13 protein-coding genes are annotated in these 15,934 nt (G+C 61.7%); 10 read left to right on the top strand and 3 right to left on the bottom strand.

Going from position 1 to position 15,934, the window contains the following annotated elements:
• Nucleotides 1-107 precede the first annotated feature (107 nt).
• Nucleotides 108-551 carry a hypothetical protein gene (locus tag B348_RS0100745; RefSeq protein WP_017734262.1) on the top strand — a complete coding sequence of 148 codons (444 nt, stop codon included), beginning with the start codon at nucleotides 108-110 and terminating at the stop codon, nucleotides 549-551.
• Nucleotides 552-560: 9 nt separating this feature from the next.
• Here the strand turns inward: B348_RS0100745 and B348_RS0100740 are convergent, their stop codons facing one another.
• Nucleotides 561-1,439 carry a LysR family transcriptional regulator gene (locus B348_RS0100740; protein WP_017734261.1) on the bottom strand — a complete coding sequence of 293 codons (879 nt, stop codon included), beginning with the start codon at nucleotides 1,437-1,439 and terminating at the stop codon, nucleotides 561-563.
• A gap of 131 nt (nucleotides 1,440-1,570) precedes the next feature.
• Here B348_RS0100740 and B348_RS0100735 point away from each other — a divergent pair, with 131 nt between their 5' ends.
• The 9 genes from B348_RS0100735 (at nucleotide 1,571) to B348_RS0100695 (ending at nucleotide 13,316) form a co-directional block, all read left to right on the top strand.
• The gene (locus B348_RS0100735) at nucleotides 1,571-2,437 is read left to right on the top strand and encodes a hydrolase (RefSeq protein WP_017734260.1); all 867 of its coding nucleotides are present in this window, start codon (nucleotides 1,571-1,573) and stop codon (nucleotides 2,435-2,437) included.
• 126 nt (nucleotides 2,438-2,563) lie between these two features.
• Nucleotides 2,564-4,132 carry an ABC transporter substrate-binding protein gene (locus B348_RS0100730; protein WP_017734259.1) on the top strand — a complete coding sequence of 523 codons (1,569 nt, stop codon included), beginning with the start codon at nucleotides 2,564-2,566 and terminating at the stop codon, nucleotides 4,130-4,132.
• An 11-nt stretch (nucleotides 4,133-4,143) separates the two neighbouring features.
• Nucleotides 4,144-5,085, top strand: a complete 942-nt coding sequence (locus B348_RS0100725; protein WP_017529519.1) for an ABC transporter permease — start codon at nucleotides 4,144-4,146, stop codon at nucleotides 5,083-5,085.
• Complete coding sequence (locus tag B348_RS0100720; protein WP_017734257.1) at nucleotides 5,082-5,951, top strand: ABC transporter permease; 870 nt, start codon at nucleotides 5,082-5,084, stop codon at nucleotides 5,949-5,951. Before B348_RS0100725 ends, B348_RS0100720 begins: the two co-directional genes overlap by 4 nt.
• Nucleotides 5,952-5,953: 2 nt before the next feature.
• Nucleotides 5,954-7,585, top strand: coding sequence for an ABC transporter ATP-binding protein (locus B348_RS0100715; protein WP_017734256.1), 1,632 nt, complete (start codon nucleotides 5,954-5,956; stop codon nucleotides 7,583-7,585).
• 128 nt (nucleotides 7,586-7,713) lie between these two features.
• Nucleotides 7,714-8,994: an OprD family porin gene (locus tag B348_RS0100710; protein WP_017734255.1), complete on the top strand. Its 1,281-nt coding sequence runs from the start codon at nucleotides 7,714-7,716 to the stop codon at nucleotides 8,992-8,994.
• 67 nt (nucleotides 8,995-9,061) lie between these two features.
• A complete protein-coding gene (locus B348_RS0100705) occupies nucleotides 9,062-10,579 on the top strand; it encodes a serine hydrolase (RefSeq protein ID WP_017734254.1) in 1,518 nt (505 codons plus the stop codon).
• Entirely contained in the window at nucleotides 10,576-11,883 is a 1,308-nt protein-coding gene (locus tag B348_RS0100700; protein WP_017734253.1) for an aminotransferase class III-fold pyridoxal phosphate-dependent enzyme, read from the top strand. Before B348_RS0100705 ends, B348_RS0100700 begins: the two co-directional genes overlap by 4 nt.
• A 14-nt stretch (nucleotides 11,884-11,897) precedes the next feature.
• A complete protein-coding gene (locus tag B348_RS0100695; RefSeq protein WP_026136451.1) occupies nucleotides 11,898-13,316 on the top strand; it encodes an aldehyde dehydrogenase family protein in 1,419 nt (472 codons plus the stop codon).
• A 125-nt stretch (nucleotides 13,317-13,441) separates the two neighbouring features.
• On the opposite strand, the gene B348_RS0100690 is transcribed toward B348_RS0100695, so the two are convergent.
• Together B348_RS0100690 and B348_RS0100685 are read right to left on the bottom strand one after the other, a co-directional pair.
• Complete coding sequence (locus tag B348_RS0100690) at nucleotides 13,442-14,419, bottom strand: hypothetical protein (RefSeq protein ID WP_017734251.1); 978 nt, start codon at nucleotides 14,417-14,419, stop codon at nucleotides 13,442-13,444.
• Nucleotides 14,409-15,890, bottom strand: a complete 1,482-nt coding sequence (locus B348_RS0100685) for an AAA family ATPase (RefSeq protein WP_017734250.1) — start codon at nucleotides 15,888-15,890, stop codon at nucleotides 14,409-14,411. Before B348_RS0100685 ends, B348_RS0100690 begins: the two co-directional genes overlap by 11 nt.
• Between the last annotated feature and the right edge of the window lie 44 nt (nucleotides 15,891-15,934).

The raw sequence follows: 15,934 nt of genomic DNA, 5'->3' as shown, positions 1-15,934 counted from the left end.
AGCGCCGCATATTATAGCTTTTCTGATACCAAGTTTACCCCGGTGAAGCTGGCGTAATGATGGCTACGCGGCGTATAAAGTTCGCCAATTGCACTCGAGAACTTACCATGAACGTCACTATCGCCAGCACCCCCAGCGCAGCAACCACTCCCGCTGTAAGCAGTGCCAGCAGCACTGACACCACGGCGACGGACACCGCCACCACCGAAGCCTCCAGCACCACCACCAGCGCCGGCACCGACAGCAAAAAAGCCGGCGGCGCAGGCGCAGGCGCGGCAACCACCTCGACCTCGGAAGAGTCCGATACCGTCAAGGCCCTGAAAAAACAGATCGAAGAACTGCAAAAACAACTGCAAGAACAGCAGCAAGCGGTGCAGAAAGCCCAGTCCAGCAAGCAGAGCGAAGAGGCCAAGTTGGCAGCGGTTGCAGCGGCGCAATCCCAGGTGAGTGCCACCTCAGCGGCCTTGCAGACCGCCACCGCAGCGTTGTTGCAGGCAGTCACTGCCGAGGGCGGCGACACCTCGGGCACGCTGGTCAGCACCACGGCGTAACACCACGCCTCACTTCGCCACGGCAGCCATCAGCAGCTTGCGAATCTCCCCGGTAATCGCACTTTTCGTGCCTTGCTCCAGAATCCCCACCCGCCGTACCGCCAAGTCGCCCGGCAGCGGCAGTACGCGCAGGCTGGGGTCTTTGTGCCAGTCAAAGTTCTTCAGCAACGGCACGATGGCCACGCCGACTTGCTGGCGCACCAGATCGGCAATGCCGATGATCGAGTTCAGCTCCAGGATCTCCAGCGGCTCCACCGACTCACTCTTGATGATCGACTGCACCTTGCGGCCCACGGCGGTGGAGCGGTCGTAACGAATGAACGGCTGGGTGCGCAGCAACTCCACCGCGTCGTTGATCCCGGCAGTCTGCGTGGCATTGGCGAGCATCACGATGGGTTCGTTGTAGAGCAGGGTCCAGCTCAGGCCGTCGAAGTTCTGCCGTGCCGTCTCGATCAGCAAGGCGGCGTCGAGCTTGGCGGCGTGGACCAGGTTGACCACTTCGTCGGAACGCGCCGTCATCAGGTTCACCGAGATGCGCGGGTGCAGCTTTTTCAGTTGCACCAGGCAATTGGCGAGCAGGCCCATGCCCGAGGTAATCCCGCCAATCGACACTTCACCTTCCATGGCCTCGCCGTCGGGCGCTTCGGCGATCATCTGCTCGTAGTCCGCCAGCAGGCGCTTGGCCTTGGGCAGCAACAGCACGCCATCGCGGCTGAGCTTGATCTGCCGCTGGCTGCGGTCGAACAGCGGGCGGCGCATTTCCTCTTCGAGGGCGCGCATTTGCTGGCCAACGGCGGCATTGGTGAGGGCCACGCGGTCGGCGGCAGCGGCAAAGCTGCCGTACTCGGCGACGGCGATAAAGGTCTTGAAGAAGCGAATGCTGCTCATGGGCGGGCCCGTGGTCGTGGGTGTGGCTGCATCGTAAAGGTTTTGTTTACTCAGGCTAAAGTTTAATTAGTTTTTCTTTTTATAGCGCCCGGCCAATACTCAAATCCGAACTGACTCGGCGAATGAACCCCATGAGCAATGCAGATACCAGCCCTGAAGACGCAGCCGTGCGCGCTGCCAAGAACGTCTACCACCTCGGCGCGACCACGGTGTATTCCCACGCCCAGGACAGCCGTTTTGCCTACACCCTCTACGTGCCTGAAACCATCGAAGACGCCAGCCGGCCCATCGACCTGGTGGTGTCGCTGCACGGCTCGACCCGCGCCATGGAGGTCTACCGCAACGGTTTCGCGGAGTTTGGCCGCTGGAACGATTGTGTGATCCTGTCGCCCCTGTTCCCGGTCGGTGTGCTGGGGGATGGCAATGGCGATGGCTACAAGCAGATGGTCGAGGGCGATATCCGCTACGACCAGATCCTGCTCGACATGATCGCCAACGTCGGCGAGCGTTACGGCCGGCGCTTCGATACGTTCGCGCTGTTCGGTTATTCCGGTGGCGGGCAATTCACCCATCGCTTTTGCTACCTGCACCCGGAAAAACTCTGGGCTGCTTCCATCGGCGCGCCGGGCTCGGTGACCTTGCTCGATGCCGACCAGGACTGGTGGGTCGGCGTGCGCGATTTCGCGACGCGCTTTGGCAAGCCGCTGAACCTTCCGGCCTTGCAGCGGTTGCCGGTGCATATGGTGGTCGGTGATGCCGACCTGGAAACCTGGGAAATCACCCACCGCGAAGGCAGCAAACACTACATGGCCGGGGCCAACGGAGCGGGGCGTACGCGCCCGGAACGCCTGGCCAGCTTGCAGGCCAGTTTTGAAGCCGCGGGCGTACAGGTGCAGTTCGACCTGTTGCCCAACGTCGCGCACCAGGGCGTCAAGGCCATGCCGGCGGCCCAGGACTTTTTCGCCAAGGTCTTGCGCCACAAGCGCAGCCTGGGCTGATTCACCGCTGCACGCTGCACTCAGAACAGACCGTATAACAATAACCAAGGATTCACTCATTCTGATGCCGGTCCTGCCTTGGCCCACGCCAACGACCGGAACATTTCTTCAAGGAGTCTTTCTCCCGTGAACAACTACGTAAAGACGGCACTGGCCGTCGCGCTATCGGCGTGCACATTGTCCATGGCCGTCGCCCAGGACAAGGTCATCAGCGTCGGCCTCAACGGTGATATCCGCAGCACCGACCCGGGCGTCAACCGCGACGACAATACCGACGCGGTGATGATGCACATCGTCGAAGGCCTGGTGGCGTACCGCGAAGACACCAGCATCGCGCCGATGCTCGCCAGTGCGGTCGACGTGTCGCCGGATGGCTTGCGCTACACCTTCACCCTGCGCGACGGCGTGCACTTCCAGAATGGCCAGGTACTGACGGCCAAGGACGTGCAATGGACCTGGCAGCGTTACCTCGACCCCAAGACCCAGTGGCGTTGCCTGGCGGAGTTCGACGGGCGCGGCGCGGCCAAGATCGTCGATGTCGCCGCCCCCGACGCCAACACCGTGGTGTTCACCCTGGACCAGGCCAACGGCTTGTTCCTAGCCGCCATGGCCCGCCCGGACTGTGCCGGCAGCGGCATCCTGCACCCGGACTCCCTGGCCGCCGATGGCAGCTGGCGCACGCCGATTGGCACCGGGCCGTTCACCCTGGGCAAATGGCAGAAGGGCCAGTACGTCGAACTTGACCGCTTCAAGGACTACAGCCCACGGGCCGAGGCCACGGCAGACGGCTACACCGGCAACAAGCAGGCGTTTGTCGACAAGGTGCGCTTTGAAGTGATCCCCGATTCCGCCTCGGCCAAGGCCGCATTGCTGTCGGGTGGCGTTGACCTGCTGCCGGACGTCACGGCGATGGACGCCGCGCAACTCAAGCAGGTGAAGAACCTGCAGGTGCAAGTCAGCCCGATCATGACCATCAGCGGCCTGCTGTTCCAGACCCGCGACCCGTTGCTCAAGGATGTGCGCATCCGCCGTGCGGTGGCGTTGTCCCTGGATTACGCGCAGATGGTCGCGGCGTTGTCCGATGGTTTGTCGGTGGTCAACAACTCGGTGATCCCCACCGCCAGCCCTTATTACGACGCCACGGCGCACCAGGGCTACACCTACAACCTCGACGAGGCCCGGCGCCTGCTGAAAGAGGCCGGCTACCGCGGTGAAAAAATCCGCATGCTGGTCAACAAGCGCTACCCGCAGATGTTTGACCTCGGCCTGCTCAGCCAAGCTATGGTCCAGGCAGCCGGCGTGAACATCGAAATGGAAACCCTGGAGTGGGGCACGCAGCTGGAGCGCTACCAGACCGGCAGCTACCAGATGATGGCGTTCTCTTACTCGGGGCGTTTCGATGCTGCGCAAAGCTACGAATCGGTGATCGGCGACAAGGACAAGGAACCACGCAAAGTCTGGGACAACCCCCAGGCCCTGGCGATCCTGCGTGAGGCCCAGCGCGAAGTCGACCCCGCCAAGCGCCGGCCGCTGTTCGACCAACTGCACACGCTGATGCTCAAGGATGTACCGATGGTGGTCATCTACAACGGCACCGCCATCGGCGCCATGGGCAAGCGTGTTGAAGGTTACCGTTCCTGGCCTGTTGCCAAGCCGCGCCTGTGGGGCGTGAAGCTGGCCGACACTTCCAAGTAAGGCGTAGCGCTATGTTTCGATTCATCTCACACAGGCTCGGCATGGCGGTGCCGACCCTGTTGCTGATCTCGGTGATTGTGTTTGCCTTGATCCGCCTGATCCCCGGCGACCCGGCCTTGCTGATGCTCGGCGACATGGCCGACCCGCAAAGCCTGGCCGACATGCGTAGCAGCCTGGGGCTGGACCACTCGGTGGTGACCCAGTACCTGATCTGGATCAAGTCGGTGCTCAGTGGCGACCTCGGGGTGTCCATCAGCAGCCGCCAGCCGGTCCTGGATCTGCTGGTGGAGCGCTTCAGCGTCAGCGCCACGGTGGTGCTGGTGGCGGTATTGCTGGCGACGTTGCTGGCGGTGCCGGTGGGCTTGCTCGCGGCCTGGAAGCAAAACAGCGCGATGGACCTCGGCCTGGTGGCGACGGCGACGCTGTTGCTGTCGGTGCCGAGCTTCTGGTTGGGCCTGTTGCTGCTGTATGTGTTCGGCATTCAACTGGGCTGGTTGCCGGTGATTGGTTATGTCGGTTTCGGCACTGATCCGATGAAGGCGCTGACCTATGTGGTGCTGCCCATCGTCACCCTGACCCTGGTGGAGTTCGGCGCGATTGCCCGCATGGCCCGGGCCAGCACCATTGAAGTGCTGCGCCTGGAATACATCGCCCATGCCCGGGCCAAGGGACTGTCGGAGAGCGCGGTGCTGTGGAAACACGCCTTGCGCAACGCCTTCGCGCCGACCTGGACCCTGATCGGCCTGATCCTCGGCAACCTGCTCGGCGGCATTGCGGTGCTGGAAACCGTGTTCACCTTGCCCGGCATCGGCCGGCTGATGGTCGACGCGATCTTCTCCCGCGACTACCCGGTGTTGCAGGGTTGCCTGCTGCTGATCACCTGCATCTATGTGTTGGTCAACCTGTTGGTAGACCTGCTGTATCCGCTGTTCGATCCAAGGGTGAAGCTATGAACCTGAAGACGCCTGCCTTGCCCGGCGTAACGGCCATCGCGCCGCGCCGACGTCGGCGCTACCCACCGCTGAACGCCCTGATTGGCGGCGGCTTACTCGCAGCCTTGGTGTTGCTGGCGTTGCTGGGTGTGGTGTGGACACCTTACGACCCGCTCAAGCTCGACCTGCTGTCCCGTCTGCATGCGCCGAATGCCGTGCACTGGCTGGGCACCGATGAATTTGGCCGGGATGTGTTCAGCCGCTTGATCATCGGTGCACGCACCAGCCTGTGGATCAGCCTGCTGTCGGTGAGCGTGGCAGTGGTCTGCGGCACGTTGATCGGGATGCTCGCCGGTTACCTGCGCGGCTGGACCGACCGCATCCTGATGATGCTCAACGACGCATTGCTCGCGTTCCCCGGCATCCTTATGGCCCTGGGCATCATGGCGATTGTCGGGGCCAGCCAATACGGCATCGTGCTCGCCCTCGGTATTGCCTACACGCCGTCGGTGGTGCGGGTGGTGCGCGGCAGCGTGCTGTCGTTGCGTGAGCTGGAGTTTATCGAGGCGTCGCGGGTGATCGGCAACTCCGAGCTGTACACCATGTTCCGCCACATCACGCCCAACTGCCTGGCACCGTTGTGTGTGCTGGCCACCAGCATGTTCGGCTGGGCGCTGCTGTCGGAGAGCGCGTTGAGCTTCCTCGGCCTCGGCGTACCACCACCGGCCGCGACCTGGGGCAGCATGCTCTCGGCGAGCCGCACCTATATCTCCAACGCGCCGTGGCTGGGGATCTTCCCGGGCATCTTTATCAGCCTGACGTTGCTGGCGATCAATCTGTTCGGCGATGCCTTGCGCGATCGTCTCGACCCGCGCATGAGGAAATGAGCATGAGCGTTCCAGTGCCTTTACTGACTGTTGAAAACCTCCAGATTCGTGTCGGTGTGGACGGCCCGCTGGCTGTCGATGATTTCAGCTTTACCCTGGCCCCTGGTGAAATCGTCGCCCTGGTGGGCGAGTCCGGCAGCGGCAAGACCATGGCCGCCCGCGCCGCCATTGGCTTGCTGCCCGCGCCGATGCAAGTGTGCGGCGGGCGCATCACCTTCCAGGGCGAACCGCTGGACAGCAACAACGCCAAAGCCATGCGGGAAGTGCGTGGCGCGCGGATCGGCATGGTGTTCCAGGAGCCGATGGTCTCCCTCAACCCGGCGCTGACCATTGGCCGGCAGATGAGCGAGGCGCTCAAGCTGCATACCGCGCTGGATGCGGCGACGATCCGCGAGCGCTGCATCGCCATGCTGCAACGCATCGGCATCAAGGACGCGGAAAAGTGCCTGGCGTCCTACCCGCACCAGTTCTCCGGTGGCATGCGCCAACGCATCATGCTCGCCTCGGTGATGCTGCTGCGCCCGGCGCTGCTGATCGCCGATGAACCCACCACGGCGCTGGACTGCCTGGCCCAACTGGACGTGATCGAGCTGATGCTGGAGCTGACCCGCGAGCAAGGCACGGCGATTCTGTTTATCAGCCATGACCTGTCACTGGTGGCGCGCTATGCGCACAAAGTGGTGGTGATGCGCGCGGGCAAGGCGGTGGAGCAGGGGCGTATCGAAGATATCCTCTTCGCGCCCAAGGCCGAGTACACCCGCCAGTTGCTCGAAGCACTGCCCCGGCGTGGTGAGTTGGTGCCTTTGCCAACGGCGGACGCGGCGTTGTTGCAGGTGCGTGATGTGTGTATCGAACATCCAGGCCCCCGCAGTTTCTGGGGGCGCAGCGTGCCCAAGCGCGTGGTGCATTCGGTGAACCTGAGCATTGCGCCGGGTGAAACCCTGGCCTTGGTCGGTGGCAGCGGTTCGGGCAAGACCACCCTCGGGCGCGCCGTGGTCGGTTTGGTCAACCCGTGCGCCGGGGCGATCCTGTTCCAGGGCGTGGACATCCTCAAGGCCGCCAACCGCGTGCATCGCCTGCAATGCCAGATGATTTTCCAGGACCCGTATTCGTCCCTCGACCCGCGCATGACCGTCGGCCAGATCCTCGCCGAACCGCTGCGCCATGAGCCGGCATTGAACGCTGCACAAAAACGTCAGCGCGTCACCGACACCCTGGTGGACGTGGGCTTGCCCGAGCAGTTCCGCGAGCGCTTCGCCCACCAACTCTCGGGCGGTCAACGCCAACGCGTGGCGATTGGCCGGGCGCTAGTGCGGCGGCCCAAGCTGGTGATCGCCGACGAGCCGATTTCCGCGTTGGACATGACCATCCAGAAGCAGATCCTCGAACTGTTCGAGCGCCTGCAACGCCAATACGGCTTCGCCTGCCTGTTTATCTCCCACGACCTCTCGGCGGTGGAGCGCATCGCCCATCGGGTGGCGGTGATGAACCAGGGCGAGGTGGTCGAGATGGGCCCGCGCGACACCATCTTCGACAGCCCGCAACACCCGTACACCCGCCGCTTGCTGGCGGCGGCTAGCCCCTTGGAGAAACGTGCGGATGGCAGTTATCGCCTGCGCGCCAGTGTGATTTAGGTACTGCTGCACCCCAGGCCATGCGTTGTACCCCATACCTCGTCGGTCGCTGATTGACGAGGCGGGCGAAGCCATGGCCGAAGAAAACAAAAACAACCCCACTCAACCTGTCTGCCAGGAACCTGCACATGAATAACCGCATCACTAAAGTCGTCACCGGGGCCAGCGTCATGGGCGCCGGTTTCATGCCCTTGCTGGCCCACGCCGACTTCGTCGCCGACAGCAAGGCCGCGCTGGAATTGAAGAACTATTACTTCAACCGCGATTACCGCGAAGACAGCGGGCAGAACAAGCGTGCCGAATGGGCGCAGGGTTTTATCCTCAACGTCGAATCGGGGTTTACCGAAGGCACGGTGGGGTTTGGCCTGGACGCGGTCGGCATGCTCGGCGTGAAGCTCGATTCCAGCCCGGACAACTCCGGCACCGGCCTGCTTGCACGCTCCAGCGTGGCCGAACCGGGCTCGCCGAGCTATGCCCGCCGCGCCCACGACAACTACTCGAAACTGGGGATCACCGGCAAGGCGCGCCTGGCCAAAAGCGAGCTGCGCGTGGGCTACATGGTGCCCGACCTGCCGACCCTGCAACCCAACCTCAGCCGCCTGTTCCCGCAGAGCTTCAGCGGCACGGCCGTCACGTCCAAGGACATCGACAACCTGACCCTGAGCGCCGGCCAGCTGGACCAGGTCAAGCAGCGCGACTCCACGCACTACGAAGACATGGGCCTCACCAGCCAATACGGCGCCTACAAAAGCAGCGCGAAAAGCGATGAGTTCCGCTACGCCGGCGGCGAGTACAAGCTCACCCCGAATACCGCGCTGACCTATCACTACGCGCAACTGGAAAGCCTCTACCAGCAGCACTACCTGGGGGTGAAAAACAGCTTCAAGTGGGGCCCCGGCACCTTCAAGACCGACATTCGCTACTTCAACGCCAGCGAAGACGCCGCCGCCCTGGCCGGCAAGGTGGACAACCGTGCGTTGAGTACGCGCATCGGCTACAGCCTGTTCGGCCACAACCTCAGCGGCGGTTACCAGGCGCAGTACGGTTCGACACCGTTCACCTACGTGGACGGCACCAACACCTACCTGTTCACCGAGTACCAACTGGCCAACTTCTCCCAGACCGGCGAGCGCGTGTGGCATGCCCGCTACGACTATGACTTCGCCTCGCTGGGCCTGCCGGGCCTGTTGTTCTCCACGCGGTATGCCAAGGGCGACAACGCCAAGGTCATCGGCTTCAACGGCGAAGGGCGTGAGTGGGAGCGCGACTTGAGCCTGGGCTACGTGGTGCAGAGCGGCACGTTCAAGGATGTGTCGCTGCGTTGGCAGAACGCCAGCGCCACCAGCAACTTCGCCCGTGACACCAACGAAAACCGGCTGATCCTGGGTTACACCGTGGCGCTCTGGTAGCCGTCATGGCGTGCAACAGGGCCAGCCTGTTGCACGCCCAAGCAGTGCACATTAAGGGATAGATCAAATGACAAGTTTGCCGTTGCGCCGGGCACTGCCCAGCCAACAACGTGTATCGGCCCGTGGCGTCAGTGATTTCATCGCAGCGGTGAACGCTGCGGGACTGGAATTGCACAGTTTTATGCTCTACCGCGACGGTGCGGTGGTGGCCGAGGCGTTTTGGGCGCCGTATCGCGCCGAGCGCCTGCACGTCCAGCATTCGGCGACCAAAAGCTGGGTGGCCATGGCCGTCGGGTTGCTGGTGGATGACGGCGCGCTGTCGCTGGACGCCAAGGTGGTGGACTTTTTCCCTGGCGATTGCCCGGCCGTCATCAGCGCCAACCTGGCGGCCATGACCGTGCGTGATCTGCTGACCATGCGCACCGGGCACCGCCAGGGCATCTCCGGTGGCGCGTGGCGCGGGCGCAGTGACAGTTGGGTCAGGTTGTTCCTCAATGAACCGGTGGAAGACGCGCCGGGGCAGAGGTTTATCTACAGCAGCGCGTCGAGCTTCATGCTCTCGGCCATCGTCAGCGTGGTCAGTGGCCAGACGGCATTTGCGCTGTGCAATGCACGTATTTTCCAGCCTATGGGCATGGGGCCCATCGAATGGGACCTGGCCCCTGGCGGCTTCAACACCGGTGGCAACGGTTTGAGTTGCAGCACCGAAGACTTGCTCAAGTTCGGCGTGCTGCATTTGCAGCAAGGTCAATGGCAAGGGCAGCAGTTGTTGTCCGCAGAGTGGGTGGCCGAAGCCACCCGTGGGCACGTCGATGATGTGTGGATGGGCGCCTTCGATGGCAAGCGCTACCTGGGCCGCGATGAATCCAGCGACGCCGCGATCACGCGCCGCGAGGGCTACGGCTACCAGTGGTGGATGACCTTGCACGGCGGTTATTACGCCTCCGGTGTGTTCGGCCAGCAGTGCATCGTCTTGCCCCGGCACAACGCGGTGATCGCCTTTACTGCGGGCTTGCCCCTGGGCGAGCGGCGCTTGCACAGCCTGCTTTGGGAACACTTGTTGCCCGCGCTGGGCGTGCCCAGCGATGGCGCGGCGGACGCCGAATTGGCGCGACTGCTGGCCAACCAGCGGCGGCCGTCCCTGCCGGGAGCGTCGCGCTCGCCACGTCAGGCCGAGTTCAACGGCACGTTCGTGATGCAGGCCAATGAAGACCAGGTCAGCCAAGTGCGCCTGGCGTTCGGCCCTGACTATTGCGACTTCTTCCTCACCGACCCCCGTGGCACCCATTGCATCCGTGCCGGGCTGGTCGATGCCATCGAAAGCCAGACAGGCATGACCGGCCACTATCTGCATCACCAATACCAGCCGGAACTCACCCCCGTCGTGGCGCAGGCGCGCTGGAGTGAAGACGGCGTGCTGAACATGACCTGGCAGTTTGTCGAGACGGCGTTTTGTGACCAGGTCACTTGTCGGATCGAGGGCGGCACCTTGTCGGTGGACCGCCGCGTCAACGTTAACGCCGGCCCGTTGCAGCGCCCGACGCTCATCGGCCATCAGACCACCGTTTTGCAGGAGCACCTATGACCACTAATGCCAATCCCGCCTTTTGGGCGCCGTTCACCCCGATGCGTCAGTTCCAGCAGCAACCGATGATGTTCGCCAGTGCCGACGGCATGCACTACACCACCACCGATGGGCGCCGCGTGCTGGATGCGATGGCCGGGCTGTGGTGCGTGAATGCCGGGCATGGCCAGCCGAAGATCGTCGAAGCGATTCGCGAAGCGGCGGGGCGCCTGGACTTTGTCTCGTCCTTCAAGATGAGCCACCCGCAAGCGCTGGAGATGGCAGAGCGGTTGATCGAGATCAGCCCGGCCGGGATGGCGCAGGTGTTCTTCACCAACTCGGGTTCCGAGGCGGTGGACACCGCATTGAAGATCGCCCGGGCGTATCACCAGGCGCGCGGCGATTGCCGCCGGACCAAGCTGATCGGCCGGGCCAAGGGTTATCACGGCATGGGCTTCGGTGGGCTGTCGGTGTCCGGCATCGGCCGGCAGAAACGTGACTTTGGCCCGTTGCTGGGGGAGGTGTCGCACCTGCCGCTGCCATACGACGCGAGCATGCGTTTCAGCGCCGGCCAGCCTGAGCAGGGCGCGAGTTATGCCGATGCGCTGACGCAGTTGCTCGACATCCAGGACCCCAGCACTGTAGCCGCCGTGATCGTCGAGCCGGTGACCGGTTCCGGTGGCGTTTACCCGCCGCCCCAGGGCTACTTGCAGCGCTTGCGGGAGGTCTGCACGCGCCACGGTGTACTGTTGATTTTCGACGAAGTGATCACCGGCTTTGGCCGCGTCGGCGACAGCTTTGCCGCGCAAGCCTTTGGCGTCACCCCGGACTTGATCACCACCGCCAAAGGCCTGACCAACGGCGCCGTGCCCATGGGCGGCGTGCTGGTCAGCGCGGCGGTGTACGAAGCCTTCATGGCGGGCCCCGTCAATGTGATCGAACTGATGCACGGCTACACCTATTCGGCGCACCCGCTGGCCTGTGCGGCCGGCTTGGCGACCATCGAGGTGCATCGCGAGCTGGGCATCAATCAACACGTCAACGCCGTCAGCGGGATTTGGCAGGCGGCGGCGCTGGCGTTGCGCGGGGTGGGCCCGGTGCTGGACGTGCGCACCCTCGGCCTGCTCTGCGCCGTCGAACTGGAACCGCGCCCCGGTGCGGCTGGCGCACGTGGCAGCGAGGTCGCCCAATGGTGCTTCGATAACGGCGTGCTGGTGCGCGGCTCGGGCGACACCATCGTGATTTCGCCGCCGCTGGTGATCAGCCCGCAGGAGATCGCCCAGGTGTTCGACACCTTGGCGGGCGCCTTGAATCACGTGGCATGAAGGGAGTGCGTGGCATGTCGGATCTGTTTGAGTGCTACATCGACGGCGCCTGGGTCAAACCCCACGGCAGCAGCGTCGAAGCAGTGGTGAACCCGTCCACCGAGCAGGTGATCGGCCGCGTGATGCTCGGCGACGGCGAGGATGTGGACCGTGCCGTCAGTGCCGCCAGGCGGGCCTTTGCGGGGTTCGCCGCGACGTCGTTGCAGACGCGCATCGACCTGCTGCAAGGCATCATCGACGGGTACAAGCGCCACAGCGAGGCCTTGATCGAAGCGGTGCACCTGGAGATGGGCGCGCCGCTGTCCCTGGCACGCAGTGCCCATGTGCCGGCCGGCCTTGGTCATCTGGTGCAGGCGCTGGATGTGTTGCGCGACTACCGCTTCGAGCGGCGCCTGGGCAACACGCTGGTGGTACGTGAGCCGATCGGCGTGTGCGCGCTGATCACGCCGTGGAACTGGCCGCTCAACCAACTGACCTGCAAGCTGGCGCCTGCGCTGGCGGTGGGTTGCACGGTGGTGCTCAAGCCCAGTGAGCGGGCGCCGCTGTCTGCGCAGATCATCGCGCAAGTGCTGCACGAGGCCGGGGTGCCGAAGGGGGTGTTCAACCTGGTCCATGGCGACGGCCCCGGCGTGGGCGCGGCGCTGGCCAGTCATGCTGACGTGGACATGGTGTCCTTCACCGGCTCGACCCGCGCAGGCGTCGCGGTGGCCAAGGCGGCGGCGGACACGGTGAAGCGCGTGTCCCAGGAATTGGGCGGCAAGTCGGCGAATATCCTCCTTGACGATGCGTACCTGCCGAGTGCGGTACGCCACGCGGTGTTGGGGTGTATGCGCAACAGCGGCCAGTCGTGCAATGCACCGACGCGCCTGCTGGTGCCGCGTCAGCAGCAAGCGGCGGTGATCGAGATTGCCCAGGAAGTGCTGGCCCAGGTGTGTCATGACGACAGCAACCCGCTCACGGCCATTGGCCCGGTGGCAAACGTCATGCAGTTTGAACGGGTCCAGGCGATGATCGCCGCAGCCATCGCCGAGGGGGCACTGTTGGTCGCAGGAGGGGCGGGACGGCCCGAGGGCGTTGCACGCGGTTACTACGTAAAACCGACGGTATTTGCCGAGGTCACGCCGGACATGCCCGTGGCGCGAGAAGAAGTGTTCGGCCCGGTACTGGCGATCATGCCGTACGACAGCGAAGCCGAAGCGATTGCCATCGCCAATGACAGCCCCTATGGCTTGTCGGGCTACGTCACCTCCTTGAGTCTCGAACGCGCTCGCCAGGTGGCGCGGCAATTGCGCACGGGCATGGTCCATCTCAATGGTGCACGGGCCGATCAGGCGGCACCGTTTGGCGGTTACAAACAGTCTGGCAATGGCCGTGAATGGGGGGAGTTCGGGTTTGACGAGTACCTGGAGAGCAAGTCGCTGTTTGGGTATTAGCGGCAACCAGGGGGCGTATTCAACCGGCTAACTCCGCTCGTCGCGTTCCATCCAATCAGGCAGGCGACCGGATTGGATGGACTCATGTGCAGGCCGTGCAGATGACCTCTCCTCTCGATTCAAATTCAAGGGTAAGGATTGTTCAGCAGGGACGTTCTGTCGTACTGATCGTAGAGATCTGCATACATCTTTCCGAATACTTCGTTTTTGTAGTCCTGACGATCAAAGCCCAACTGACGAATTTCCTTCGCCCGATCTTTCAGTTGAGGGACTGGCGGTGTTTGATGCAAAGGCCCCATTAAATGCGCTTGAAACCAGTCCTCCAGGCCATCGCTATAGGTTTTCCTGCCGACGAACTTTGCACCGTCAGGGGAGAGCAGCGCATATCGTTCGCGCAATTGAAACAACGTCAGTGTGTTTGTTGATTTCTGGCAAGCGCCATTGAAGTCTATCCGTACGGACAGTTGATCTTTCACGTTCTCGAAATCCGTAATGATGTCGACGATGCTACTGCCTGGTTTCTCGCACCGGAAATGCAGCGATTCGCTGTCCAGGAACGGATGAAGGTGGGGGTTGATGTGCATGTCTGCTGACCCTTTAAGGCGCGAGTTGCAGATTAAGCAACTAGGAACAAGATTGTTAAGTGCCAGGGCCAGGTACGGATAAAGATGCTGTGGGTACCAATGATCCAGGTCCGGCCTTATCCCGCCTTTCTTCTCCTCCGTGACGAGCATGAGAGAGTAGTGGCAGTAGGGGCAGACCCTGTAGTTGCTGCTACGGCACAGCTTATAGGCTGACCAGTCGCGAAGCTTTCTCCTTCTAAATGCCTTGTAGTCGAAAAGTTCTACAAGAAAGTCATTGACTTTGATTCGCTCGTGTCGTGATATTTTTCGTTGCAGTTTCTGGTGATAGCTTATCGCGCTGTTTAAGCCATAAATGTTTTTGGCGGTCAGGTGGATTTTCAGGAATTCCAGAAAAAGTTTGATTCGTTGGTCGAGCGCAGACGGGCCAAGCGACGCCAGGCCGTCATCAATCAGGCCCTCGAGGTAAAGATTATGGCTCGCCCTTGCTGAGGCCCAGACATCTGAAATGTTAATCAGCATGTTGGCCTGCCTTATTCAGCAGATAGTCAATCTCACGCGTGATAACAGGGTCTTCAATGATGCCTTTTATGTAGCGGTCGCGCTCCGTGACGAGTCCCCGTGAGGCATGATCAAGTGTTTTGTTGATTTCCCTTATTGCAAACTCGCCCATGGAGCGAGCACCGAAGGAACGGTTAAGAATCAACTGCATGGGCGCGCCGAAAGAGGGCGGTGGTATGTCACTGTCAAACGTCTCTACGAACTCGCGTGGTATGTCTGTTGCCAGAAAAGGCGAGTGCGTCGCCAGGATGAGTTGCAGGCATTCGATGCCAAGCTCCCTTTTGCACTGACTCAAGAACGTGTTGATCTGGAAAACGTACTGGCGCTGCCATTCCAAATGAAGAAACGCATCGCCCTCATCGAGCAGTACCAGCAATTTGCGCTTGCCACGTTCAGCGAGTGTTTTTAAAGATTCGTAGATGGCAATGGTCTGCTGCATGATCGCCCACTGACCAGAGCTGATACTTGGGTAGTCCAGTCGGCAGATCTTAGCGAGTGGAAGCAGTTCGAGGTTTTCACGATCCTCAGGGGACGACAATATTCGGCTGTAGAGTTGAACGTGGTTGCTGCCGCCTGGTGTTTTTTCAAACCCCAGTTGGTAGATGTGATGGTAGGTGAACTCTGCGAGTTGCCGCATTTCTGCTTCTTTGGCATCCATGTGCAGCGAGGGCAGAAATCTAAGTTCTAAAAACCTTGCGATCATCCCGATGACCAGGCTGATGTTGATTTTACGCTTTTCCACATATTGAGTGACAACGGCTATGCAGGCAAACACCCTGACGTCTTCTGCGCTTTCGAGGATCTTATGTTGTATCAGTTCAGTCAGTGCTTGAAGCGCATCGGTGTAATGACCTTCGGCTTTGTCGTATTCAGACTGGCTGGCCTCAAATTCGGAGAGGCCCTCAAACGCTCGTTTGCGCGTATCCAGATTGTCGAAGTCGAATGCATTGACGGCATCTGCGGTTCTGAATTTCCGATTTTTGGCTAATGCTTCTGCGAGCAACCGAGCCGTCTTTCTATATTCGGCCCTCAACGTTGCGGTCAACTCTATACTCAGGCCGAACGCTTCCAGGATATTTGAGTAGCGATCCAGGTTGTTGTAATTTTCCACTGGCCGCTTTGAGGCATTGATGCAATTCGGCGTGCTACGCAGGTCGGGTCTGAGCTGAGCAGGCGTATAATACACAACACCCCATTCAGACAGTTGCTCCGGGGTTGCAAGGCGATCGCTATCCAGAATCAACTTGCAAGGCTCATCGAGGGAAAGCTGACGACGACCGGGACTAAAGACGCGCGCAATCTCTTGCAGTGTTTTAGTCTTGCCGGTGCCGTTTCGGCCAATGAGCAAAGAGATTGAATCAATATCGAATAGGTTTGTTGAGTTGTTACGCAGTGTCAATGTTTTGCGTGAGGATATAATGGTGTTGATCATGTGTTTGCCAAGTCCATTTGTCGCACTTAAAGACGAGAGTTGGT

The organism is Pseudomonas sp. CBZ-4 (assembly GCF_000346755.1).
GTDB lineage: Bacteria > Pseudomonadota > Gammaproteobacteria > Pseudomonadales > Pseudomonadaceae > Aquipseudomonas.
The sequence above is the reverse complement of the archived record's forward strand: the minus strand, read 5'-3'. Positions and strand labels throughout refer to the sequence as shown.